The organism is Pseudomonas veronii, from assembly GCF_002028325.1.
Classification (GTDB): domain Bacteria; phylum Pseudomonadota; class Gammaproteobacteria; order Pseudomonadales; family Pseudomonadaceae; genus Aquipseudomonas; species Aquipseudomonas veronii.
This window is the reverse complement of sequence record NZ_CP018420.1, coordinates 1,812,757-1,831,625: the sequence shown is the minus strand read 5'-3', so window position 1 is coordinate 1,831,625 and position 18,869 is coordinate 1,812,757. Positions and strand designations below refer to the sequence as shown.

Genomic DNA, 18,869 nt, shown 5'->3' with positions numbered 1-18,869 from the left:
CGACTGATACACCGCCATCGGGGGCAAGCACCCTCCCACAGGGGATCTCATTTCAATCCAGCAAGCGGGTGATGGCCCGCACGATCATCTCGACCTCCTTGGCCTCCAGGGTCAGCGGCGGCAGCAGGCGAATCACCTTGCCCCGCGTCACGTTGATCAACAACCCATGTTCCTCGGCGGCGCGCAGGGCCAGCTCGCGACACGGGTCTGCCAGCTCGATGCCGATCATCAAGCCCTTGCCGCGAATCGCCAAGACCTGCGGGTGCTCATCCAACTCCACCCGTAAGCGGGCCAACAAGCGCTCGCCCTGTTGCGCGGCATTCTGCAGCAGGCCTTGTTCTTCAATGATCTCCAGCACGGTGTAACCCACCCGGCAGGCCAATGGGTTACCGCCGAACGTGCTGCCGTGGCTGCCCGGAGTGAACAAGTCGGCCGCCACGTTCCTGGCCAGGCAGGCACCGATGGGCACGCCGTTGCCGAGGCCTTTGGCCAGGGTCATCACGTCCGGCACGATGCCCTCGTGTTGGAAGGCAAACCAGGCACCGGTGCGGCCGATGCCGGTCTGGATTTCATCGAGCATCATCAGCCAGCCGTGGCGCGTGCAGTGAGCGCGCAGGGCTTTCAGGTAACCCGGCGGCGCCACTTGCACCCCGCTTTCGCCCTGGATCGGTTCCAGCAAGACCGCTGCGATGCGCGTGCCGAACGTTTGCGTGATCGCCTCCAGCGCCGCCAGGTCGCCGAAGCCGACTTTGAGAAAATCCCCCGGCAAGCGCTGGAACCCCAAGCGTACCGAAGGCCCGTCGCTGGCCGCCATGGTGCCCAGCGTGCGGCCGTGGAAGGCGTTTTCCATCACCACCACCAACGGCGCCTCGATGCCTTTTTTCCAGCCGTGCAGCCGCGCCAGTTTTAGCGCGGTCTCGTTGGCTTCGGCGCCGGAGTTGTTGAAAAACGCACGATCGAGGCCCGACAGTTGGGTCAGACGCTGGGCCAAGCGTTGTTGCCAATCGATGCTGTAGAGGTTGGAGGTGTGCAACAGCAGCCCGGCTTGTTCGCTGATGGCTGTCACCAGTTTCGGATGGGAGTGTCCGACGTTGGTCACGGCCACGCCTGCCACGGCGTCCAGGTATTCGCGCCCCTGCTGGTCCCACAGGCGCGTGCCCAGGCCACGCGCAAAGCTCAAGGCCAAGGGTTGGTAAGTGGTCATCAGGCAAGCGGCGGTCATGGTGGCAAGCTCCAGTGCTGGGTTGGGATGGGTCCAGTATCGTTAGCCACCCAAGCTGGATAAACTGTGCTTTTCTGCAATGACTTTAAACCAGGACTTGATAATGGATCTGTTCCAGGCGATGTCGGTGTATGTGAAAGTGGTCGAGACCGGCAGCATGACCGCCGCGGCCCATGCCAGTGGGATGTCGACCACCATGGTCGGCAACCATTTGCGCGCCCTGGAGCAACGCCTGGGGGTCAGCCTGCTCAAGCGCACCACGCGCAAGCAAAGCCTCACGGAATTCGGCGGGCAGTATTACCAGCGCTGCCTGGAAGTGCTGGGGCTGGTGGCCGACTCCGAGCAATTGGCCGAACAGGCCCACAGCGACGTGCCCAAGGGCACCCTGCGCATCACCGCCCCGCCCGCCTTCGGCACCGAACGCCTGGCGCCGGCCTTGAGCGAATTTTCCCAACGTTACCCGCTGATCAAGCTGTACGTGGTGCTCAGCAATCAACGCATGGACCTGGTCGACAGCGGCTTCGACGTGGCCATCCGCCTGGGCGAGCTGGAACCCTCAAGCCTGATCGCCCGGCCCCTGCAGGACTACACCATCACCCTGTGCGCCGCGCCGGATTACCTGGCGCGACGCGGCACGCCGCAAACGCCCGAGGATCTGCAACAACACGACTGCCTGGCCTTCGCCTACCCATCCGGCGACGATTGGCGTAACGCCGACAAACTGTGGCGCATGAGCGACGCGGACGGCGAAGTGGAGATTCCGGTGTCCGGCTCGCTGACCATCAACAGCTCGCAAGCCCTGCGCCAGGCGGCAGTGCAAGGCATGGGCATCGTCATGCTGCCCGATGCCCTGGTGCAGCCCGACCTGCAGAGCGGGAAGCTGGTGGCCTTGCTGACCGCCTATCAACTGCCCCGCCGCCCCATGCATTTGCTGTACGGCCAAGATCGTTACCGCCTGCCTAAACTGCGGGCGTTCGTGGATTTTGCCCTGGAGAAATGGGCGCGCTAAAAGCCCACGCCCAATTCACGCAGACGCTCAGCGGTGCGCTCGGCGCAAACGTGGTGAATGCCTTGCCAGCCCAGCGCGATAGCCGCGTCGATATTGCCCGCGACATCATCGATGAACACCACTTCGGCAGGCTGGATATCCGGCAGATGAGCACGCACCTGGCCGAGGCTGGCGTGATAGATCGCGGCATCGGGCTTGATCACCTTCAACTCGCCGGAGACCACGATATCGCGAAAACACTGCAGGAACGGGTAGTTGGCCCGCGCATAGGGGAACGTCTCGGCCGACCAATTGGTGAGCCCGAACAGCGGCACGTCGGCCTGATGCAGCGCCTTGAGAATGGCCACGCCCTCGGGCAACGGCCCGCGCAGCATTTCATGCCAGCGGTCGTAGTAGGCCGTGATCAAGGTTTCGTGCTGGGGATATTGCGCGACCAGGCTGCGCGTCGCCTCGGCCAGGGTGCGACCGGCGTCTTGCTCGGTGTTCCAGGCCTGGGTGCAGATGTTGTCGAGGAACCATTGCCGCTCCTCTTCATCGGCGATCAGCTGGCGGTACAGGTGCTGCGGGCTCCAATCGAACAGGACACCGCCAAAATCAAAAACGACTGCACGAATCGTCATCAGATCCTCCGTTAGCGTGAGTTGATAGCGGATGGAGTCTGGCAGATCGCGATGGCTTTACACACAACGAATGTGGGAGCGGGCTTGCTCGCGATGGCGGTTTGTCAGTGCCGGAGGTTTCGGCTGACCCACTGCAATCGCGGGCAAGCCCGCTCCCACATGTTTTTCGAGCGTGTTTAGGCTTGGACCAGACCGTTGATCTTCACGGTCGGATTCACATCAGCCTCGTAGTCCACGCCGTCGATCTCAAAGCCGAACAAGCGCAGGAACTCAGCCTTGTAGCCGGCAAAATCGCTGATCTCGTTGACGTTGTCGTCGGTGACCTGATTCCACAGCGCAGCCACGGCGTCCTGGACTTTCGGTTGCAGCTCGGCCAGGTCGGCACGCAGGCGGCCGTCGGCGTCGAGCTTCGGCTCGCGGCCGTACAGGCTGTCCTTGAACAGGCCATAGACCTGCTCGATGCAACCTTCGTGAGTGCCCTGCTCTTTCATCACTTTGAACAGCAACGACAGGTACAGCGGCATGATCGGGATCGCCGAGCTGGCCTGGGTGACCACAGCCTTGAGCACCGACACGCGGGCGTCGCCCTTCAGTGCGGCCAGGTTGTCGCGCAGGGTCAGGACTTTCTTGTCCAGGTCCTTCTTGGCTTCGCCGATGGAGCCGTTCCAGTAGATATCCTGGGTCAGCTTCTCGCCGAGGTAGGTGAACGCCGTGGTCTTGGCGCCTTCAGCCAGCACGTCCGCTTCACGCAGGGCGTCGATCCACAGCTGCCAGTCTTCGCCGCCCATGACTTTCACGGTGCCGTCGATTTCTTCCTGGGTGGCCGGCTCAAGGGTGGTGTCGACGACAACGCCCTTGTCGGTGTTGATCCCGCGCAGGGTCACGGCCTTGCCGATCGGCTTGAGCGTGGAGTTGTGCACCACGCCCTGCGGGTCGGTGCGGCGTGGCGCGGCCAGGCTGTAGACCACCAGGTCGATCTTGCCCAGGTCTTTCTTGATGGTCTCGATGGTCAGGCGCTTGATCTCGTCAGAGAACGCGTCGCCGTTGATGCTCTTGGCGTACAGGCCTTTTTCGACGGCAAACTTCTCGAACGCGGCGCTGTTGTACCAGCCGGCGGAGCTCAGCTTGCCTTCTTCGCCTTCTTTCTCAAAAAACACGCCCAGGGTATCGGCGCCGCAGCCAAACGCAGCACTGATGCGCGCGGCCAGACCGTAACCGGTGGAAGCACCGAGGACCAGCACCTTTTTCGGGCCGCCTTCGATGACGCCGTGTTGGGTGACGTAGTCGATCTGTTCCTTGACGTTCGCTTCACAGCCAACAGGGTGAGCGGTCACACAGATAAAGCCACGAACCCGCGGTTTGATGATCATAAAATTTCTGCCTCTTCCAAGGTGCCGAAGGCCAATGGTGGCCATTCAACGTAATCGTACCGGTCTATGACGTCCAAAAAACCGAAGCGTCACGATAGTCGCAAATCTTCTGTTTACAAAATCCAATCCCAAACTCGCCGCGCAAGCCGCGCCGCGGGTTAAAAACTGTGTCAGTTCTTCACAATTTCGCAATATTTAAAAACGCCCATCGTCCTGAGAACGTCTTATCATGACGAGATTGTTTCGATATGTTTCGCAACCCCACCACTCGCAGCCACGCATCTGGACCTGTCGAATGGAGTCCAGCTGGAGCTGAGTTTCATGAGTAAATCTGCGTTACGCAAAAAAGCCGTGTCGTTCGCCTGGGCATTCGGCGTCCTGCTGATTATCTACCTCTTTCCCCTGACCACCGTGGTGTTCCTCGGCCTCGTGCTGGTCTGCGGTATCTATGATTTCCTGCGTAACGGCCTGTATGACCGCGACACCTTCAAGAAATATTTCATCGGCAGCGGCCGCAATACCTGGCTGCTGGCACCGTTCAACACCCTGTTCGACCTGCTGAGCAGCCGCAACCGCCACGTCTACACGATGCGCGACCTGCCGCCCGCCTGGCGTGAAGACCTGCAACAGGTGATCGACGACGCCATGGCCCACAAGGATGAAATCATCGGCTACCTGGACGAACGCATGGCCGAGAAGAAACGCGGCATGCTGTTTTTCCAATGGTACGGCCGGCCGATCGAAACCACCCTGGACATCCCGGAACTGCGCAAGAAATTGCCGTTCGTGAAGACCATCGGCGTGTCGGTGTTCAACGAAAACCGTTCGACCTCCTTCCACTTCGGCCCCCTGCGCATGATGTTCCGGGTGCTCTATAACATGGCGCCGGCGCCTCACCATGAGGGCGTGTACATCCAGGTGGGCAAACACAAGCATTACTGGCACGACGACCCACTGTTTATCTTCGATGACACGCTGATGCATGCGTCCTTCAACAAGAACGATGCCAAGCGCTACTGCCTGTTCATTGATATCGTGCGGCCGACCGCGTTGCCCGCCGTCCTCAATGCCGTGATCACAGGGTTTGCCGGCCTGGTGTTCACGCTGCGTCGGGTTTTCTACAAAAACTGGAAGCTGATCCAGTAGGTTCTGCGGCATGATGGGGCTGGACAGTATTTGCGTAGCGCCTGCGGGCCAGCGAAAATAACCGTCTCGTGCGACCGTATCCGGCGCCCATTCTTCTCAAGCCATCGCCCCCATGACGGGCGCGGTGGCTGTGCTTTCAAGGAATCAGAATGCCCCAACGTCAAGTCATCAATGCCTCCGTCAGCCCCAAGGGCAGCCTCGAAACACTCTCCCAGCGTGAAGTCCAGCAACTGAGCGAAGCCGGCTCCGGCAGCATCTATACCCTGTTCCGCCAGTGCGCCCTGGCCATCCTCAACACCGGCGCGCACATCGACAACGCCAAGACCATCCTCGACGCCTATAAAGACTTTGAAGTGCGTATCCACCAGCAGGATCGCGGCGTGCGCCTGGAACTGCTGAACGCCCCGGCCGACGCCTTCGTCGATGGCGAAATGATCGCCAGTACCCGCGAAATGCTGTTCAGCGCCCTGCGCGACATCGTCTACACCGAGAACGAACTGGACAGCCAGCGCATCGACCTGAGCAACTCCCAGGGCATCACCGACTACGTGTTCCACCTGTTGCGCAACGCACGCACGCTGCGCCCGGGTGTCGAGCCGAAGATCGTGGTGTGCTGGGGCGGGCACTCGATCAACACCGAAGAATACAAATACACCAAGAAAGTCGGCCACGAACTGGGCCTGCGCAGCCTCGACGTCTGCACCGGTTGCGGCCCCGGCGTGATGAAAGGGCCGATGAAGGGCGCGACCATTTCCCACGCCAAGCAACGCATCAACGGCGGGCGCTACCTGGGCCTGACCGAGCCGGGCATCATCGCTGCGGAAGCACCGAACCCGATCGTCAATGAGCTGGTGATCCTGCCGGACATCGAGAAGCGCCTGGAAGCCTTCGTGCGCGTCGGCCACGGCATCATCATCTTCCCGGGCGGCGCCGGCACGGCGGAAGAGTTCCTCTACCTGCTGGGCATCCTGATGCACCCGGACAACCGCGGCCTGCCGTTCCCGGTCATCCTCACCGGGCCAAAGCACGCCGCACCGTACCTGCAACAGTTGCACGCATTCGTCGGCGCCACCCTCGGCGAGGCCGCGCAGGCGCACTACCAGATCATCATCGACGATCCGGCCGAAGTGGCCCGCCAGATGACCGCCGGGCTCAAGGCCGTCAAGCAGTTCCGCCGCGAGCGTAACGATGCGTTCCACTTCAACTGGCTGTTGAAGATCGACGAAGGCTTCCAGCGCCCGTTCGACCCGACCCACGAAAACATGGCCAGCCTGCAACTGAACCACGCGCTGCCACCCCATGAACTGGCAGCCAACCTGCGTCGCGCGTTCTCGGGGATTGTGGCGGGCAACGTCAAGGACAAGGGCATTCGCCTGATCGAGCAGAACGGCCCTTACCAGATCCATGGCGACCCAGCCATCATGAAGCCGCTGGATGAACTGCTGCAGGCGTTCGTCGCCCAGCACCGCATGAAGTTGCCGGGTGGCGCGGCATATGTGCCGTGCTACCGCGTGGTGCAATAAGTCAGCACACATGCTGTAGCGCTTTAACCTTGTGTTCAGGCTTGTCGGCGGGAGACGTCGGGCTATCGTTTTTACGAAGCCCGACTGACCCACACCGAGGAGCGACCTATGGACCAACGGATCTTGTTCTCCCAGACGCCTTACCCTAAGGTAAGGAGCATCACGATGGAGACCTTCAATATGGCGACCGCCACGCTGACTTCAAAAGGACAAATCACCATCCCCGTCCAGGTCAGGACAGCCCTGGGCCTGGAAACGGGAGACCGGGTTGAATTCGTCGAAATGGAAGACGGCAAATTTTCCATTATTGCCGCGAGCAAAACCGTTCACGACCTCAAGGGGCTGATCCGCAAGCCTGCCCAGGCCATTTCCATCGAGGACATGAACCGCGCGATTGCGGCACAGGGAGCGAAAGCCCGATGATCGGCCTGGATACCAATGTGCTGGTGCGCTATGTCACCCAGGATGATCCGGTCCAATCCGCCAAGGCATCCGAGCTGATCGAATCCCTCACCACCCTGTCGCCAGGCTTTGTCAGCCTGGTGTCGGTGGTGGAGTTGGTATGGGTGTTACAAAGTTGCTACCAATCAGCCAAGAGCGATGTGGTGGCGGTGCTGGAAGCGCTGCTGCGAACCCGTGAATTGATCGTCGAGCATGCCGAGATCATCTGGCAGGCGCTCCGGCGGTTTTCGGCGAACAAAGCCGATTTCGCCGACTGTCTGATAGCGCGCTGCGCCCACGCAGCCGGCTGCGAGTACACCGCCACCTTTGACCTCGATGCGGCCAAGGCTGCGGGCATGAAGCGACTGGCCTGAGCGGGGTTCAGCGAACCCAGCCACCATGCTGCCAGTGGTAACCATCATTTCGTTGCACCCAATGCGGATGCACATAACGGTAGCCCTCGCGCACCGGCTCCCAATGGCCGTGTACCGCCACATAACGCCCGCCTTCCCAACGCCAGTACCCGCGTGACCATACATAACCTTCGCGCACCGCCGGCTCGACTTCGATCACTTGCATCGGCGGCGGTTGTGGCGCGACCACTTCCACATACTCACGTTCTACCGGTCGACGCTCATGCACGACACGCTCTTGCACACACCCGGACGCCGCGACGACCATGGCCGCCAATGCTGCATAACGTAGCAACATACAAACCCCTCGGGCGCTAACGCCCCACACCTGCCTCAGTAAAAAATCCCCCCTTGTTCCAGCCGCGCTCCTGCAAGGCCTGGGTACTTTTTAACAGGTGGTGTCTGTCGGGTTGCTGAACCTGCCGACAGTGCATCCCGAGGAACAGACAGAAGGCCGGGTCGCGATTTGAACGCTCAAATCGGGCCAAAGCGCTCCAGCACAGCCTCGACAAAACGCCGCAACTTGGCGGTACGCTGGCGGTTGGCGGTGTAGACCAAATGCATGGGCCGGCTCGGCGCGTCAAAGTCCGGCAGCACTCGCACCAACTCGCCCCTGGCCAGGGCCGAGCGCAGAAAATCTTCCGGGCCGAGCACAATGCCAAACCCATCCAGCGCGGCCGACATCAAGGCCCTGCTTTCGTTGATCTGCAAACGGCTGGCAACCTGCACGGTGTGCGGGACCGAGCCCTGGTAGAACACCCATTCGCGATCCGCCGGGCGTGACCAGAAGGCGTAGCCCAGGCATTCATGCTGTTGAAGGTCCGCCGGCCACTGCGGTGTGCCTCGTGCCGCCAGGTAGGCCGGCGCCGCGCAGACCACCAGGCGGTACGGCGCCAGGGGCCTGGCGGTCAGCCCCGTGATCGCCGGGGGGCCAATGCGGAAGGCGGCTTCGTAGCCTTCCTCCACCAGGTCGACAAAACGATCAGTGAGGTGCAGGTCGATGTTCACATCGGGGTTGTCACGCAAAAACGCGGTCACCAAGGGCATCAGGCTGTAGGAGCCGAAGGTCACCGGGGCGGTGATTTTCAGCGTGCCGCGTGGGGTGTCATTCATGATCTGCGCCAGGGAATCGGCGGCCTCAGCCTCCGTCAGGATATGCTTGCAACGCTCGTAGTACGCGCTACCCAACTCCGTCAGGCTTTGTCGGCGCGTGGTGCGATTGAGCAAGCGCGCACCCAGGCGCTGCTCCAGCGCCGTGACATGCTTGGCCACCATCTGCGCCGACATATTCAAACGCTCGGCGGCTCGCGCATACGAGCCCAACTCGGCGGCGACCACAAAGGCATTCATGCTCGAAAGACGGTCCATCATTCCCAACTCCCAGTAACGACACTCACGCCAATACGCTCGTTTATCACCCAGCGATTGTTAATCATCATAACCGCTCCCCTACTTTGCAGGAGCAAGGCCATGAAGATTGGCGTGATTGGAGCAGGTTTCATCGGACGCGCGGTGGCCCAACTGGCGCTGGCGGCCGGTCACGAAGTGATGTTGAGCAACTCCCGCGGCCCGCAGTCCATGAGCAGCGTACTCAGCGGCATCTGGGGCGTTAAAGTGGGCAGCGCGCAAGACGCAGCCAGATTTGGCGACGTGGTCCTCGTGGCGATCCCCCTGGAACATTACCGCAGCGTGCCCGCGCAGTGGCTGGAAGGCAAAACAGTGATGGACGCCAACAATTACTACCCCGAGCGCGATGGGCATATCCCTGAGTTGGACCGTTTTGAAACCACCACCAGCCGGCTGCTCGCCGAGCATTTGCCGCATTCCCATGTGGTGAAGGTATTCAACGCAATCTTTGCACCGGACCTGACGCGGGACGCCCGCCCTCACGGCGCACCCGACCGCCGCGCACTGCCGGTGGCGGCGGATGACGCCGCGGCGAAAGCGCAAGTGATCGAGTTACTCGACGAACTCGGTTTCGACGCCGTGGATGCCGGTGGGCTGGATGAAAGCTGGCGCTTCGAGCGGGCCAAACCGGCCTATTGCGTTGTGCTGGACCGAGCCGGCTTGACGGCGGCGCTGGCGGCAGCCGAACGAACGGTTGAACTGCCTGCGGTGGAGCGCACCCACCCCCGCGCATAAACACGCGCCCACAAAAAGCCCGCTGAGCGTCATCGGCTCAGCGGGCTTTTTTTGACCGATCGGCCCCAGTCTCAGGGCCTGGTCTTACAGCGCCAGATCAGACGCCGGCTTGCTCGGCTCAGCCGCAGGCTTGGCAGCCTCGGTGGCCTTGGGAGCGGTCATCTGCGGAATCGCAGGTGGTGGAGTCAGTTGCAGGATACCGGCGGTGTAGGCCCATTCCTTGGCAACAGCCTCAGGACTGTCGTTCAGCTTGGTGCCGTAGCTTGGCACGATCTGATGCAGTTTTTCCTGCCAGGCCGGAGTCGCGACCTTGTCCTTGAACACTTTCTGCAGCACGGTCAGCATGATCGGAGCCGCGGTCGACGCGCCTGGCGATGCACCCAACAGGCCGGCGATGGTGTTGTCGGCGGAGCTGACCACTTCGGTGCCGAGTTTCAGCACGCCGCCCTGCTCTTCGTCACGCTTGATGATCTGCACACGCTGGCCGGCTTGCCACAGGCGCCAGTCGGACTGCTTGGCGTTCGGGAAGTACTCTTGCAGTGCCTTGAAGCGGTCGTCATCCGACAGCATCAGTTGCCCGGCGAGGTACTCGACCAGCGGGTATTCGCGAATACCGACTTTGGTCATCGGCCAGATGTTGTGGGTAGTGGTGCTGGTCAGCAGGTCCAGGTACGAGCCTTCTTTCAGGAACTTGGTCGAGAAGGTCGCGAACGGGCCAAACAGAATCACGCGCTTGCCATCCAGCACGCGGGTGTCCAGGTGCGGCACCGACATCGGCGGCGCGCCCACCGAAGCTTTACCGTAGGCCTTGGCCAGGTGCTGCTCGGCGATGGTTGGGTTATCGGTCACCAGGAACGAACCACCCACCGGGAAGCCCGCGTATTCCTTGGCTTCAGGAATGCCCGACTTTTGCAGCAGGTGCAGGGCACCGCCGCCGGCACCGATGAACACGAACTTGGCGTCGGTTTCGGTCTTGCTGCCATCTTTCAGGTTTTTGTAGCTGACACGCCACGAACCGTCGGCGTTCTTGGTGATGTCCTGCACTTCGCTCGACAGTTTCAGGTCGAACTTAGGCGTGGTTTGCAGGTGAGCGACGAACTGGCGGGTGATCTCGCCGAAGTTCATGTCCGTACCCAGCGGGCTCCAGGTGGCCGCGATTTTCTGGTTCGGGTCACGCCCTTCCATCATCAGCGGAACCCACTTGGCGATCTGCGCCGGGTCTTCGGAATACTGCATGCCAGCGAACAGTGGGCTCGCTTGCAAGGCTTCGTAACGCTTTTTCAGGAACTTGATGTTGTCATCGCCCCACACAAAGCTCATGTGCGGAGTGGAGTTGATGAACGAACGCGGGTTCTTCAGCACGCCCTGCTGGACCTGCCAGGACCAGAACTGGCGGGAGATCTGGAACGCTTCGTTGATTTCGACCGCTTTCGGGATCTCAACGTTGCCGTTCTTGTCTTCCGGGGTGTAGTTCAACTCGGCGAGGGCCGAGTGACCGGTACCGGCGTTGTTCCAGCCGTTGGAGCTTTCTTCGGCGACGCCGTCGAGGCGCTCGACCATTTCCATCGACCAGCCCGGCTCCAGCTCGTTGAGCCAGACACCCAGGGTCGCACTCATGATGCCGCCACCGATCAGCAGCACATCGACTTTCTTTGCCTCTTCCGCATGAACGGACGTGATCCCCATCGACAAAGCCAGCCCCAGCAGGGCCGTGTTTACTTTCTTAAACATCAGTAGCACCTATGATAAAACGCCATCCGCCCCACTGCCCCTGAGCCCGGGCAACCCTCGATCACGCGGCGTCAGGCAACGCAGCGCCGGGTTTGCACATTCACTCAAAGACCGCAGGGTGGGCACACAAGGCCGACGTATCGACCTCACTTTTATGTCCCTTCTGCGCTGACTTCTTATCATTATTGGCTTCAGCTACCTGGGCGACAGCCAGCCGCCGGGACGTATACGGGCGTACGTTCCGGAGAAAGACTAGACCAAGATGGCGCGCAGAATATCACGCCAACCGGCGATCATGCGCTGTTTGGCTAATTGACAGCTCTAAAATAGGCGTTTTGGCAAGACTGATCGGGGTGAGTGTCAAGCCTGACAGACGCGACGTGAAGTCACAGGCATGGCTATTTGATAGCGGCGGTTCAATCAACACATCCCTGACTGCCCCACTGCCCCATTAGTCATCCTGCAACAACCCAGAACCATACTCACCATAACTACTACCCAGCCCACTGCCGCCAAAATTCATCTTGGCGGCCTTGTTGGGGCTGTGGTCACCAAACGCCTGGCATCCCCCTGCAAAACAAGGGTCGCGACTCACGCCCGACAAATCCGACGAACAAGCGCTCAACAGCAACGCGCCGGCGATCATCACGACTTTGACAAGGTTCGAGATCATTTTTTCAGTTCCCTGTGGGTTCGGGGGTTTCCCATAGAGATAATCGTAGGCCTCAACGGCACAGGGAATGATGAAACTTCGCCAGAAGACAGAATGGGTTCAGGTTGCCGCCTTGGGCTAAGGCGGCAGAGGTCGATTGTCAGGCTGTAGCCGGGCTGATGACACGAGCGACTTGGTCATGGGCCCGATCAACGAGTAGAGCGCTCAGGTCGATCAGTTGCTGAATGCCCAAGACAATGGAGCGCTGTGACTCGTCGAGGTTGAAAGCCACGGTAGCGGCCATTTCGCTGGCGGACGCAAGGTTTTCGGAAGCGTTGGCCAGGAGGGTTTCGGTGTCTATGTCGGGGCTGACGAGGAATAGGTTGTGGGTTGGGTGTTCGTCAGGCGCATTGTCGGTGGATTGAGGCAAGTCACGAGCAATGGCACATTGAGCTGTGGCGTGAAGCTTGGTATCGACGGGCGAAGGGTCGCGATCAATAGAGAGACTGGGCGTGTTGCTGTGCATGGGCGAAGCTCCAAATAGTGACGGGAGTTAAAACGCCTTTAGCGATACGGACTTCCACCTCCGGCCACTGGATTGGCAGCGGCTTGAGGAGGTTAGCGGCGGGAGGTTTGAGGAGCAAGTCGAGAAGAATGCGGGATATTTCACCGACACTCCCGGCATATTCCACACATGCCAACGCCCCGTTCGAAGTGGTGAAGAGCACGGTATACACCTCCCCGACACCTAAGAAACATCCCCGATAAACTGCGCCATTCGCCTCGTTGATTCAGATTGCCAATGTCCCTACAGACAGGTCCACTTTCCCGCCGTTTCTCTGTCGCGCCGATGATGGGTTGGATGTAGAGCGTCCTCTGCCCCTAGCGTTACGTGGATAAAAGACACCTCAGCGTTTCGCTTGTAGCAATTTCTAAGCAATCACCTCCTACCAGCTTGCTGCTATGCGGCTGTAGCTCACGCTTGCGTCAAGCAATCTAAATGATGCGATACAAAGTCATCCAAAAGCGCGCAGTCGGACAAGAGTGGGCCCGATTTCGCATTTCAGAGCTGTGTTATGGTAGAGATTCATAAGGACCATGACCCGTGGAGGGGATGATGAGCGAAGAAACTAAGGTGCTAGCGCAGTTGCTGAAAAACGGCCGTTTTGACAACGAAGACCCGAAGGTTGGTGGAATTGCCAAGCTTGCCATCGACAAAGGCTTCGATACCCTTACCGAGCCTCAGAAGGGGGTTGTAAGAGCGTATCTAACAAACGCTTGCGACGGTGTAACTGACCCTGGTGATCACCACAATGAGTGCCAAGTCATCCTAGAAGGTGATGAGTTAATAACTGCTCTTGAGAGTGAAGGTTATTACGGCGCCCTCTTGTGTGAGAACTGCATCAACGAAACTGAGCAGTATAAGCGGGAATGGGATCGTATTCAGGCCGAATAATCTGCTAACAAATATAAGCAGGTCGGTTCATAGCACTCAAAAAAATGACCGACCTTCTTGCCTATTTACTAACCAGCCCCGCCTACTAGCCCGCAAAAATTAACATGCTAAACCATAAGAACAAAACAACTAAAAAATTGCTTCCTCCGACACAAAAAAATTGCATGGTGAATTAATGCCTCTATCCTTAAAACACATTGATGATTACATCCATGCATTATTAACCAATGCGGAATCATTAATTGAGGAGGCCGCGATTTTATTTCAAAATGGCTTTTACGCGAGAGCTTTTACTTTATCTCATATCGCTCGAGAAGAGCTTTCTAAATGTTTGATGCTACACTCTGCTGGCGTGAAGAAGCTCGCAGGGCATCCCGTTGATGAAAAAAAACTTATGGCGCGTCTAAGAGATCACAAGGCGAAGCTAACAGCCGAACATGTGCAGACGTCTGTCATAATTGCCGCACTAGGAGCGACAAACCACGGCATTGAGTTACTCCAATCAAGTAGCATACTCACTGAGCACAGAAACAATAGAAAGAACACATCACTTTACGTAGGACTTAAGGATGAAGTCGTGAGCACCCCGACAGAGCAGTTCTCCTCGGAACAAGCTAGTAGAAATATAGCTTTAGCCACCGATGCACTGACCTACCAAAAAAACTCAAACAAACTAATGGGAAAGCTATCGGAGAGAAAACCTATTTCAATACCACGAATTGAGCCTGGGGACATCAATATTGAAAGCATGACAGAGCTTCTCGAAGAACTGGCAAAAGCGATCAAACCAATCATCGACAAGGGCTAAACCCAAAAACTCAAGCCAACATACTACAAGACTCAACGCATGAAAAAATCACCTTCTGTCGCAAACAATTTATTTGAATCCCTGCTTGGATTAATACATCCATTAGTTATCTATTCGGGTCATAAAGAGTATCCTTACTGGGGTGTTGGGACTGCATTTACCGCCGAATGGCGGGGGCATATTTATTTAATTTCTGCGAAGCACATATGGGTAAATCAAAATACAAACCCTCAACACATCAGAGTTTTTTTACGCACATCGGGTTTAGAGATCAGATTTGACCGTGAAGCAATTATGAGAGACGACTTCGAACCATCGCAAGATTTATTAGTTATGCGAATCTACCCTGAGGATGTAGGCTTACTAAGTGATAATGGCTTAAACTGGATAGATATAGGGTACACAATTGATGACAATGCGAGTGAAGAAGACAAGAGCTACTGCGTCTTGGGCTATCCTGACAGCCATAGATCATATGATTATAACGAAAAGCAGTTCTCCGCATCGTTAGGAGTGCTTTTTGGTAAGCGGATAACTCCTCAGATAGCAGATCTCGAATCATTAAGAATAACCACAACGGACAATAAATGTCTTCGAGGATATAGTGGTTCGCCGGTTGTTAGATACGCTGATGGTCAGATGGAATTCTCTGGAATGGTGATTGCAGGTTCTGGAGTAAGCGGCGTGATAAACTATATCCCCGCTCAGTTTATCGCCGAATTACTATATGATATTGACAACCTAGAACGCGGAGGAGTACTCCTCCCTCCTGAGCTTTAACCAGGGGCGAAAAGGGGACAGATTTATTTATAACATCGCTGAAAAAAAGCTAATCACCAGACAGCAAAAAGCCGCCTCGTCACCTGCTAATTATTTTGCCGATATCGAAGTCAGACTACGATACCCGGCACCCGGCTTCGAGCTGACAGAGTAAAAGCCCAGCCACACCTCACGACGACCTGCTGATTCAACCCAGCGTTCCACGGTGTAAGATGCTCCATAACCTTCCACCTTCGAGGCTGTCATGACCGGGATATCCCTAAACCTGCCGGAAGACCTGTCCAACTCTCTCGCCGACCTGGCCAAAACCAACGGCCAGACTGCGACCTACCTGGCGATGGACGTCCTCCGCGACTACATCGAGCACGAAAAAACGCTAACCGCTCAAATCGAGCTGGCGGTGAAAGAAGCCGACCAGGGCAAATTTGCCACCGATGACCAGGTAGCAGCCATGCGCGCCAGGCGCTGGAGCCGGAATGCGGGTTGAGTGGCTTGAAAAAGCACTCAAAAATCTGGAAGACGAAGCAAACTATATAGCTCTCGAAAACCCAAAAGCAGCTGACGACTTCTCCGATGCCATTTTCGCCAGCGTCGACAAACTGGCGCAGTTTCCCTCTATGGGCCGTGAAGGTCGGGTCACAAACACGCGCGAATGGGCAGTCCCCAATTGGTCTTATCTGATCCCCTATCGCATACGCGGTGATCGTCTGCAGATCCTCGGCGTATTCCACACACGGCAACGTCCCCGTTCGAAGTGGTGAATGCCGCGGAACACACCTCCAGCACACCCAAGATCCATCCCTGATAAACTACGCCCCATTCGCCCCGCAAACTCAGATCCCCCATGCCCCTACAAACCACCCCCTTCTCCCGCCGCTTCTCCGTCGCACCCATGATGGATTGAAACATCTAATCCTGAGATCCTTGTAAACAAAGGCCTTCAGAGATTATGTTTTTCGCGAGTACCACTTTCGTACCGTCAATCCCCCATAACTTGCCGGTGTCAGCAAATCTCGCCCCCATCGACCGTCGCTCCAATCCTGGTAGCACTGATAAAAATCATTTATCACGCGAAAAAAAACTCCGGCGCCTGGCTCAGGCGACGGAGCTTTCAGTGTGAGTCAGAGAGAACTAAAGAAATCTGAATTCAATACCGTGTTTGGACCATCGGGACGGAATGCAAATATCATAAAATACTCAGCTCACCAAAACGACCTCCTCCTCAATTGACTCTTGAGAATCAGCTATCGAGCCTTTCAACCCTATAAACATCTGACAAATCGTATCATAATCAATAATCTGAACTAATTCCCCATACTGCCTACACGCTTGCTCCACCTCGACGGGGTCAACATTCTCCCAACTACCAACCACCAGCACTAACTTAGGGTTGTTAACTTCTACCCCATACTTCTCTTTGGCCAATGCCGCATTTTTGGGATAACTAAAATACTCCCTGTAGTTTGCCAGCTGAGAGATCCCCTCTACAACGTAATCAATAAACCTCCTACGACTGCGCGACGCCTTGGTTATTTTTGACTTATCAAGCAGCGCCGTTTTAAGGTCGTAGATATCAAAAAAACCATCATCGCGCTGAACCAAAAGATCCGGATTAATTGCTACATCCTCGCATGTCCCGTCATGCTCCTCCCAAGTCAAATAAGGCTCATAAAACACCTTTGGACTTTTAAAGACCGCCTTAATTATATCCGGATGCAGCTTGAGAAACTCTCCGATAGTCGTTTCATGCAAACTAGGAAAAAGAACCATGCTTTGTAACTGACCACCAATAACCACCCGTTCATCCTTAGCCCCAACTGAATGAACAGCAACCACTCTTTTATCTGAATAAGAGCCACCATAGAGACTCTCCAATTCCGCCTTGTTTATTGAGCTCTTAACAACTCCAAGATACAAAATACCCTTACATCTTTTTAAATTATTATGAGAATTCAAGAGAATGCAATTATCGATTCCCAAAGACGTAAAGCTCTCTCCGAATGACAATGGACTACCATGCCCTCCCTGCCTTACAAGCTTTGACTTGTACAGATCCAAATGGGGAAACCTTGCACTCATCGACTCTATGTCTGCGCCCTGTGCCAAGCACAGTGTAGAAAGCCCGTGCCCAGCGCCTTGAAATGTGAAAAGTGGATCGGGCTCAGAACCATCAAACTGGCTAAAATATCTATATATCGAGGTTTCACGATGTCTTTTTACTATAAGCCCAGAATATTTTTCGACAGCACCAACCAACTCTGCAACATAAAAACCTGAGCAATTGGTCACAATTAGCATATTAGGATAAAGAATTTTGTGACTGCTCGGATCGAAATCCGTATCTAACTCAGACGATTGAATGCTTAGTTCCCCGTCCGCCGAAGCCTTCGCAACACGCTTTAAGTAAGTGTCCCACCAGTCCCTTGTCTCATTTATAAACTTTTCAAAAAGCATGCGGGTAGCTCCTTAGTTTGTATGATTAGAATATTCCCGCTTATTCGTTTTTGGAATAGCCAAAACTTCTCCGCCCGTTAGTCCCGGCGATGTCGAGTAATAGGCCTATACGCCTACTCCGGATGGCATCGGACAGGATCGCGCCTTCATCCCTCTGCAGATGCAATCGGATGCGGCCTATGAGCGTGATCAGCTCCGGGCAAAGCTCCGACACATCGAGGGCGAGCTTGTCGATGCTCGGCGCGAGGTGAGTCACATCGAATCATCGAGCAACACAAAGCTGACTGCGAAGGACCGGTTGATCAGTGAGCTGCATGCCAGGGTCGTATAGCTCGCGGGAGTCCAGCCGTACACCAGGCTACCCGGCAATTAAGGCGGAAGCGCTGGCAAAGAGTGCATCTGCGTAAGGATGACGGGAGTGATGAGTGCGTGGATCTGCGCGCAGCTTCATTTGATGGCCAGCACCAAGCACATTTTGTGTTTTCATGTTCAGCCACGGGAAAGAGGTTAGGAAGGTTAGTTTTTTTCTGATAGACCTGTAGGCCTTGTATTTCGCGGTGTCGCGACGGCTGACAGGGGTTAGGTTTTGGTAAGCAAGGGGTTATTTACTAACCTCTACAGATGTTAGAAAACCTTTAAAAAATATTCATATAAATCAACAACATAAAAGTTACTAACCCGAAAACTAACCGTAACTAACCCCTCAAAGTTAGCCCCGAGCCCCAGTATTTATAGGGCCTCCAGCTATGCTCGCATCCCATTTTTAAAAACTAACCTTTTTCCCGAGCCATCTCTCAAAATCTCCTCAGACTGACCATGAGCTACGCACTTGAAAACAACCCACTACCGCAGGGTTTTGCAGGGTTTTGTGCCCGGACAAATGGCAGAGCAAGCCACGCCAGGCCAGCGCCGCAACAGGTGCAGGGACTGAAGAAAATACGACACATTTAGCCCGCAGGCGAGGTGGGGGGACGACGGCGCGCGCCAAGTCTGGACAAACCTGACTGCGTCAAGGCGCACCCAAATAGCGCACTCTCGCAAGCCATAGCTACTATGTTTGAATCGGAAGCATCTCCGGCCAGCAGAGCAAGAAGCCGTGAAA

General features: G+C 56.6%; 20 protein-coding genes. 11 read left to right on the top strand and 9 right to left on the bottom strand.

Annotated elements, in window-relative coordinates:
• Positions 1–52 precede the first annotated feature (52 nt).
• Positions 53–1,222 carry an aspartate aminotransferase family protein gene (locus PverR02_RS08490; RefSeq protein ID WP_079443128.1) on the bottom strand — a complete coding sequence of 390 codons (1,170 nt, stop codon included), beginning with the start codon at positions 1,220–1,222 and terminating at the stop codon, positions 53–55.
• A gap of 103 nt (positions 1,223–1,325) precedes the next feature.
• Between PverR02_RS08490 and PverR02_RS08485 the strand changes: the two genes are divergently transcribed.
• Entirely contained in the window at positions 1,326–2,231 is a 906-nt protein-coding gene (locus PverR02_RS08485; protein ID WP_017848872.1) for a LysR family transcriptional regulator, read from the top strand.
• On the opposite strand, the gene PverR02_RS08480 is transcribed toward PverR02_RS08485, so the two are convergent.
• Together PverR02_RS08480 and fabV are read right to left on the bottom strand one after the other, a co-directional pair.
• Positions 2,228–2,851: an HAD family hydrolase gene (locus PverR02_RS08480; protein ID WP_046384296.1), complete on the bottom strand. Its 624-nt coding sequence runs from the start codon at positions 2,849–2,851 to the stop codon at positions 2,228–2,230. The genes PverR02_RS08485 and PverR02_RS08480 overlap by 4 nt on opposite strands.
• Positions 2,852–3,027: 176 nt before the next feature.
• Positions 3,028–4,221, bottom strand: coding sequence for an enoyl-ACP reductase FabV (gene fabV / locus PverR02_RS08475; RefSeq protein WP_046384297.1), 1,194 nt, complete (start codon positions 4,219–4,221; stop codon positions 3,028–3,030).
• A gap of 321 nt (positions 4,222–4,542) precedes the next feature.
• Between fabV and PverR02_RS08470 the strand changes: the two genes are divergently transcribed.
• The 4 genes from PverR02_RS08470 (at position 4,543) to PverR02_RS08455 (ending at position 7,705) form a co-directional block, all read left to right on the top strand.
• Positions 4,543–5,367 carry an aspartyl/asparaginyl beta-hydroxylase domain-containing protein gene (locus tag PverR02_RS08470; RefSeq protein WP_046384298.1) on the top strand — a complete coding sequence of 275 codons (825 nt, stop codon included), beginning with the start codon at positions 4,543–4,545 and terminating at the stop codon, positions 5,365–5,367.
• 149 nt (positions 5,368–5,516) lie between these two features.
• Positions 5,517–6,890: a nucleotide 5'-monophosphate nucleosidase PpnN gene (gene ppnN / locus PverR02_RS08465; protein WP_046384299.1), complete on the top strand. Its 1,374-nt coding sequence runs from the start codon at positions 5,517–5,519 to the stop codon at positions 6,888–6,890.
• 165 nt (positions 6,891–7,055) lie between these two features.
• Positions 7,056–7,313, top strand: a complete 258-nt coding sequence (locus PverR02_RS08460; RefSeq protein WP_026140263.1) for an AbrB/MazE/SpoVT family DNA-binding domain-containing protein — start codon at positions 7,056–7,058, stop codon at positions 7,311–7,313.
• Positions 7,310–7,705 carry a PIN domain-containing protein gene (locus PverR02_RS08455; protein ID WP_079443127.1) on the top strand — a complete coding sequence of 132 codons (396 nt, stop codon included), beginning with the start codon at positions 7,310–7,312 and terminating at the stop codon, positions 7,703–7,705. The genes PverR02_RS08460 and PverR02_RS08455 overlap by 4 nt, the downstream gene beginning before the upstream one ends.
• A gap of 7 nt (positions 7,706–7,712) precedes the next feature.
• Here PverR02_RS08455 and PverR02_RS08450 read toward each other — a convergent pair whose 3' ends face one another.
• A complete protein-coding gene (locus tag PverR02_RS08450) occupies positions 7,713–8,042 on the bottom strand; it encodes a YXWGXW repeat-containing protein (RefSeq protein WP_046384301.1) in 330 nt (109 codons plus the stop codon).
• A gap of 176 nt (positions 8,043–8,218) precedes the next feature.
• Positions 8,219–9,115: a LysR family transcriptional regulator gene (locus tag PverR02_RS08445; RefSeq protein ID WP_079443126.1), complete on the bottom strand. Its 897-nt coding sequence runs from the start codon at positions 9,113–9,115 to the stop codon at positions 8,219–8,221.
• Positions 9,116–9,214: 99 nt separating this feature from the next.
• Here PverR02_RS08445 and PverR02_RS08440 point away from each other — a divergent pair, with 99 nt between their 5' ends.
• On the top strand, positions 9,215–9,886 hold the full coding sequence (locus PverR02_RS08440; protein ID WP_046384302.1) for an NADPH-dependent F420 reductase: 672 nt from the start codon (positions 9,215–9,217) through the stop codon (positions 9,884–9,886).
• Positions 9,887–9,970: 84 nt separating this feature from the next.
• Here the strand turns inward: PverR02_RS08440 and mqo are convergent, their stop codons facing one another.
• The 3 genes from mqo to PverR02_RS08425 form a co-directional block, all read right to left on the bottom strand.
• Complete coding sequence (gene mqo / locus PverR02_RS08435) at positions 9,971–11,617, bottom strand: malate dehydrogenase (quinone) (RefSeq protein ID WP_046384303.1); 1,647 nt, start codon at positions 11,615–11,617, stop codon at positions 9,971–9,973.
• Between the two features lie 451 nt (positions 11,618–12,068).
• Positions 12,069–12,290: a hypothetical protein gene (locus tag PverR02_RS08430; protein ID WP_079443125.1), complete on the bottom strand. Its 222-nt coding sequence runs from the start codon at positions 12,288–12,290 to the stop codon at positions 12,069–12,071.
• Positions 12,291–12,429: 139 nt separating this feature from the next.
• Positions 12,430–12,795, bottom strand: coding sequence for a DUF6124 family protein (locus PverR02_RS08425; RefSeq protein ID WP_079443124.1), 366 nt, complete (start codon positions 12,793–12,795; stop codon positions 12,430–12,432).
• Positions 12,796–13,386: 591 nt separating this feature from the next.
• On the opposite strand from PverR02_RS08425, the gene PverR02_RS08420 reads away from it, so the two are divergent.
• From PverR02_RS08420 to PverR02_RS08405, 5 genes are all read left to right on the top strand, one after another.
• On the top strand, positions 13,387–13,725 hold the full coding sequence (locus PverR02_RS08420; RefSeq protein ID WP_152031992.1) for a hypothetical protein: 339 nt from the start codon (positions 13,387–13,389) through the stop codon (positions 13,723–13,725).
• A 175-nt stretch (positions 13,726–13,900) separates the two neighbouring features.
• Positions 13,901–14,533, top strand: a complete 633-nt coding sequence (locus PverR02_RS08415) for an AbiV family abortive infection protein (RefSeq protein ID WP_079443122.1) — start codon at positions 13,901–13,903, stop codon at positions 14,531–14,533.
• A 39-nt stretch (positions 14,534–14,572) separates the two neighbouring features.
• Complete coding sequence (locus PverR02_RS31740; protein ID WP_152031991.1) at positions 14,573–15,313, top strand: hypothetical protein; 741 nt, start codon at positions 14,573–14,575, stop codon at positions 15,311–15,313.
• Between the two features lie 244 nt (positions 15,314–15,557).
• Entirely contained in the window at positions 15,558–15,800 is a 243-nt protein-coding gene (locus PverR02_RS08410; RefSeq protein WP_017848887.1) for a CopG family ribbon-helix-helix protein, read from the top strand.
• The gene (locus tag PverR02_RS08405; protein WP_017848888.1) at positions 15,790–16,074 is read left to right on the top strand and encodes a type II toxin-antitoxin system RelE/ParE family toxin; all 285 of its coding nucleotides are present in this window, start codon (positions 15,790–15,792) and stop codon (positions 16,072–16,074) included. The genes PverR02_RS08410 and PverR02_RS08405 overlap by 11 nt, the downstream gene beginning before the upstream one ends.
• Before the next feature lie 436 nt (positions 16,075–16,510).
• Here the strand turns inward: PverR02_RS08405 and PverR02_RS08400 are convergent, their stop codons facing one another.
• Entirely contained in the window at positions 16,511–17,767 is a 1,257-nt protein-coding gene (locus PverR02_RS08400; protein ID WP_079443121.1) for a Shedu immune nuclease family protein, read from the bottom strand.
• Positions 17,768–18,869 lie beyond the last annotated feature (1,102 nt).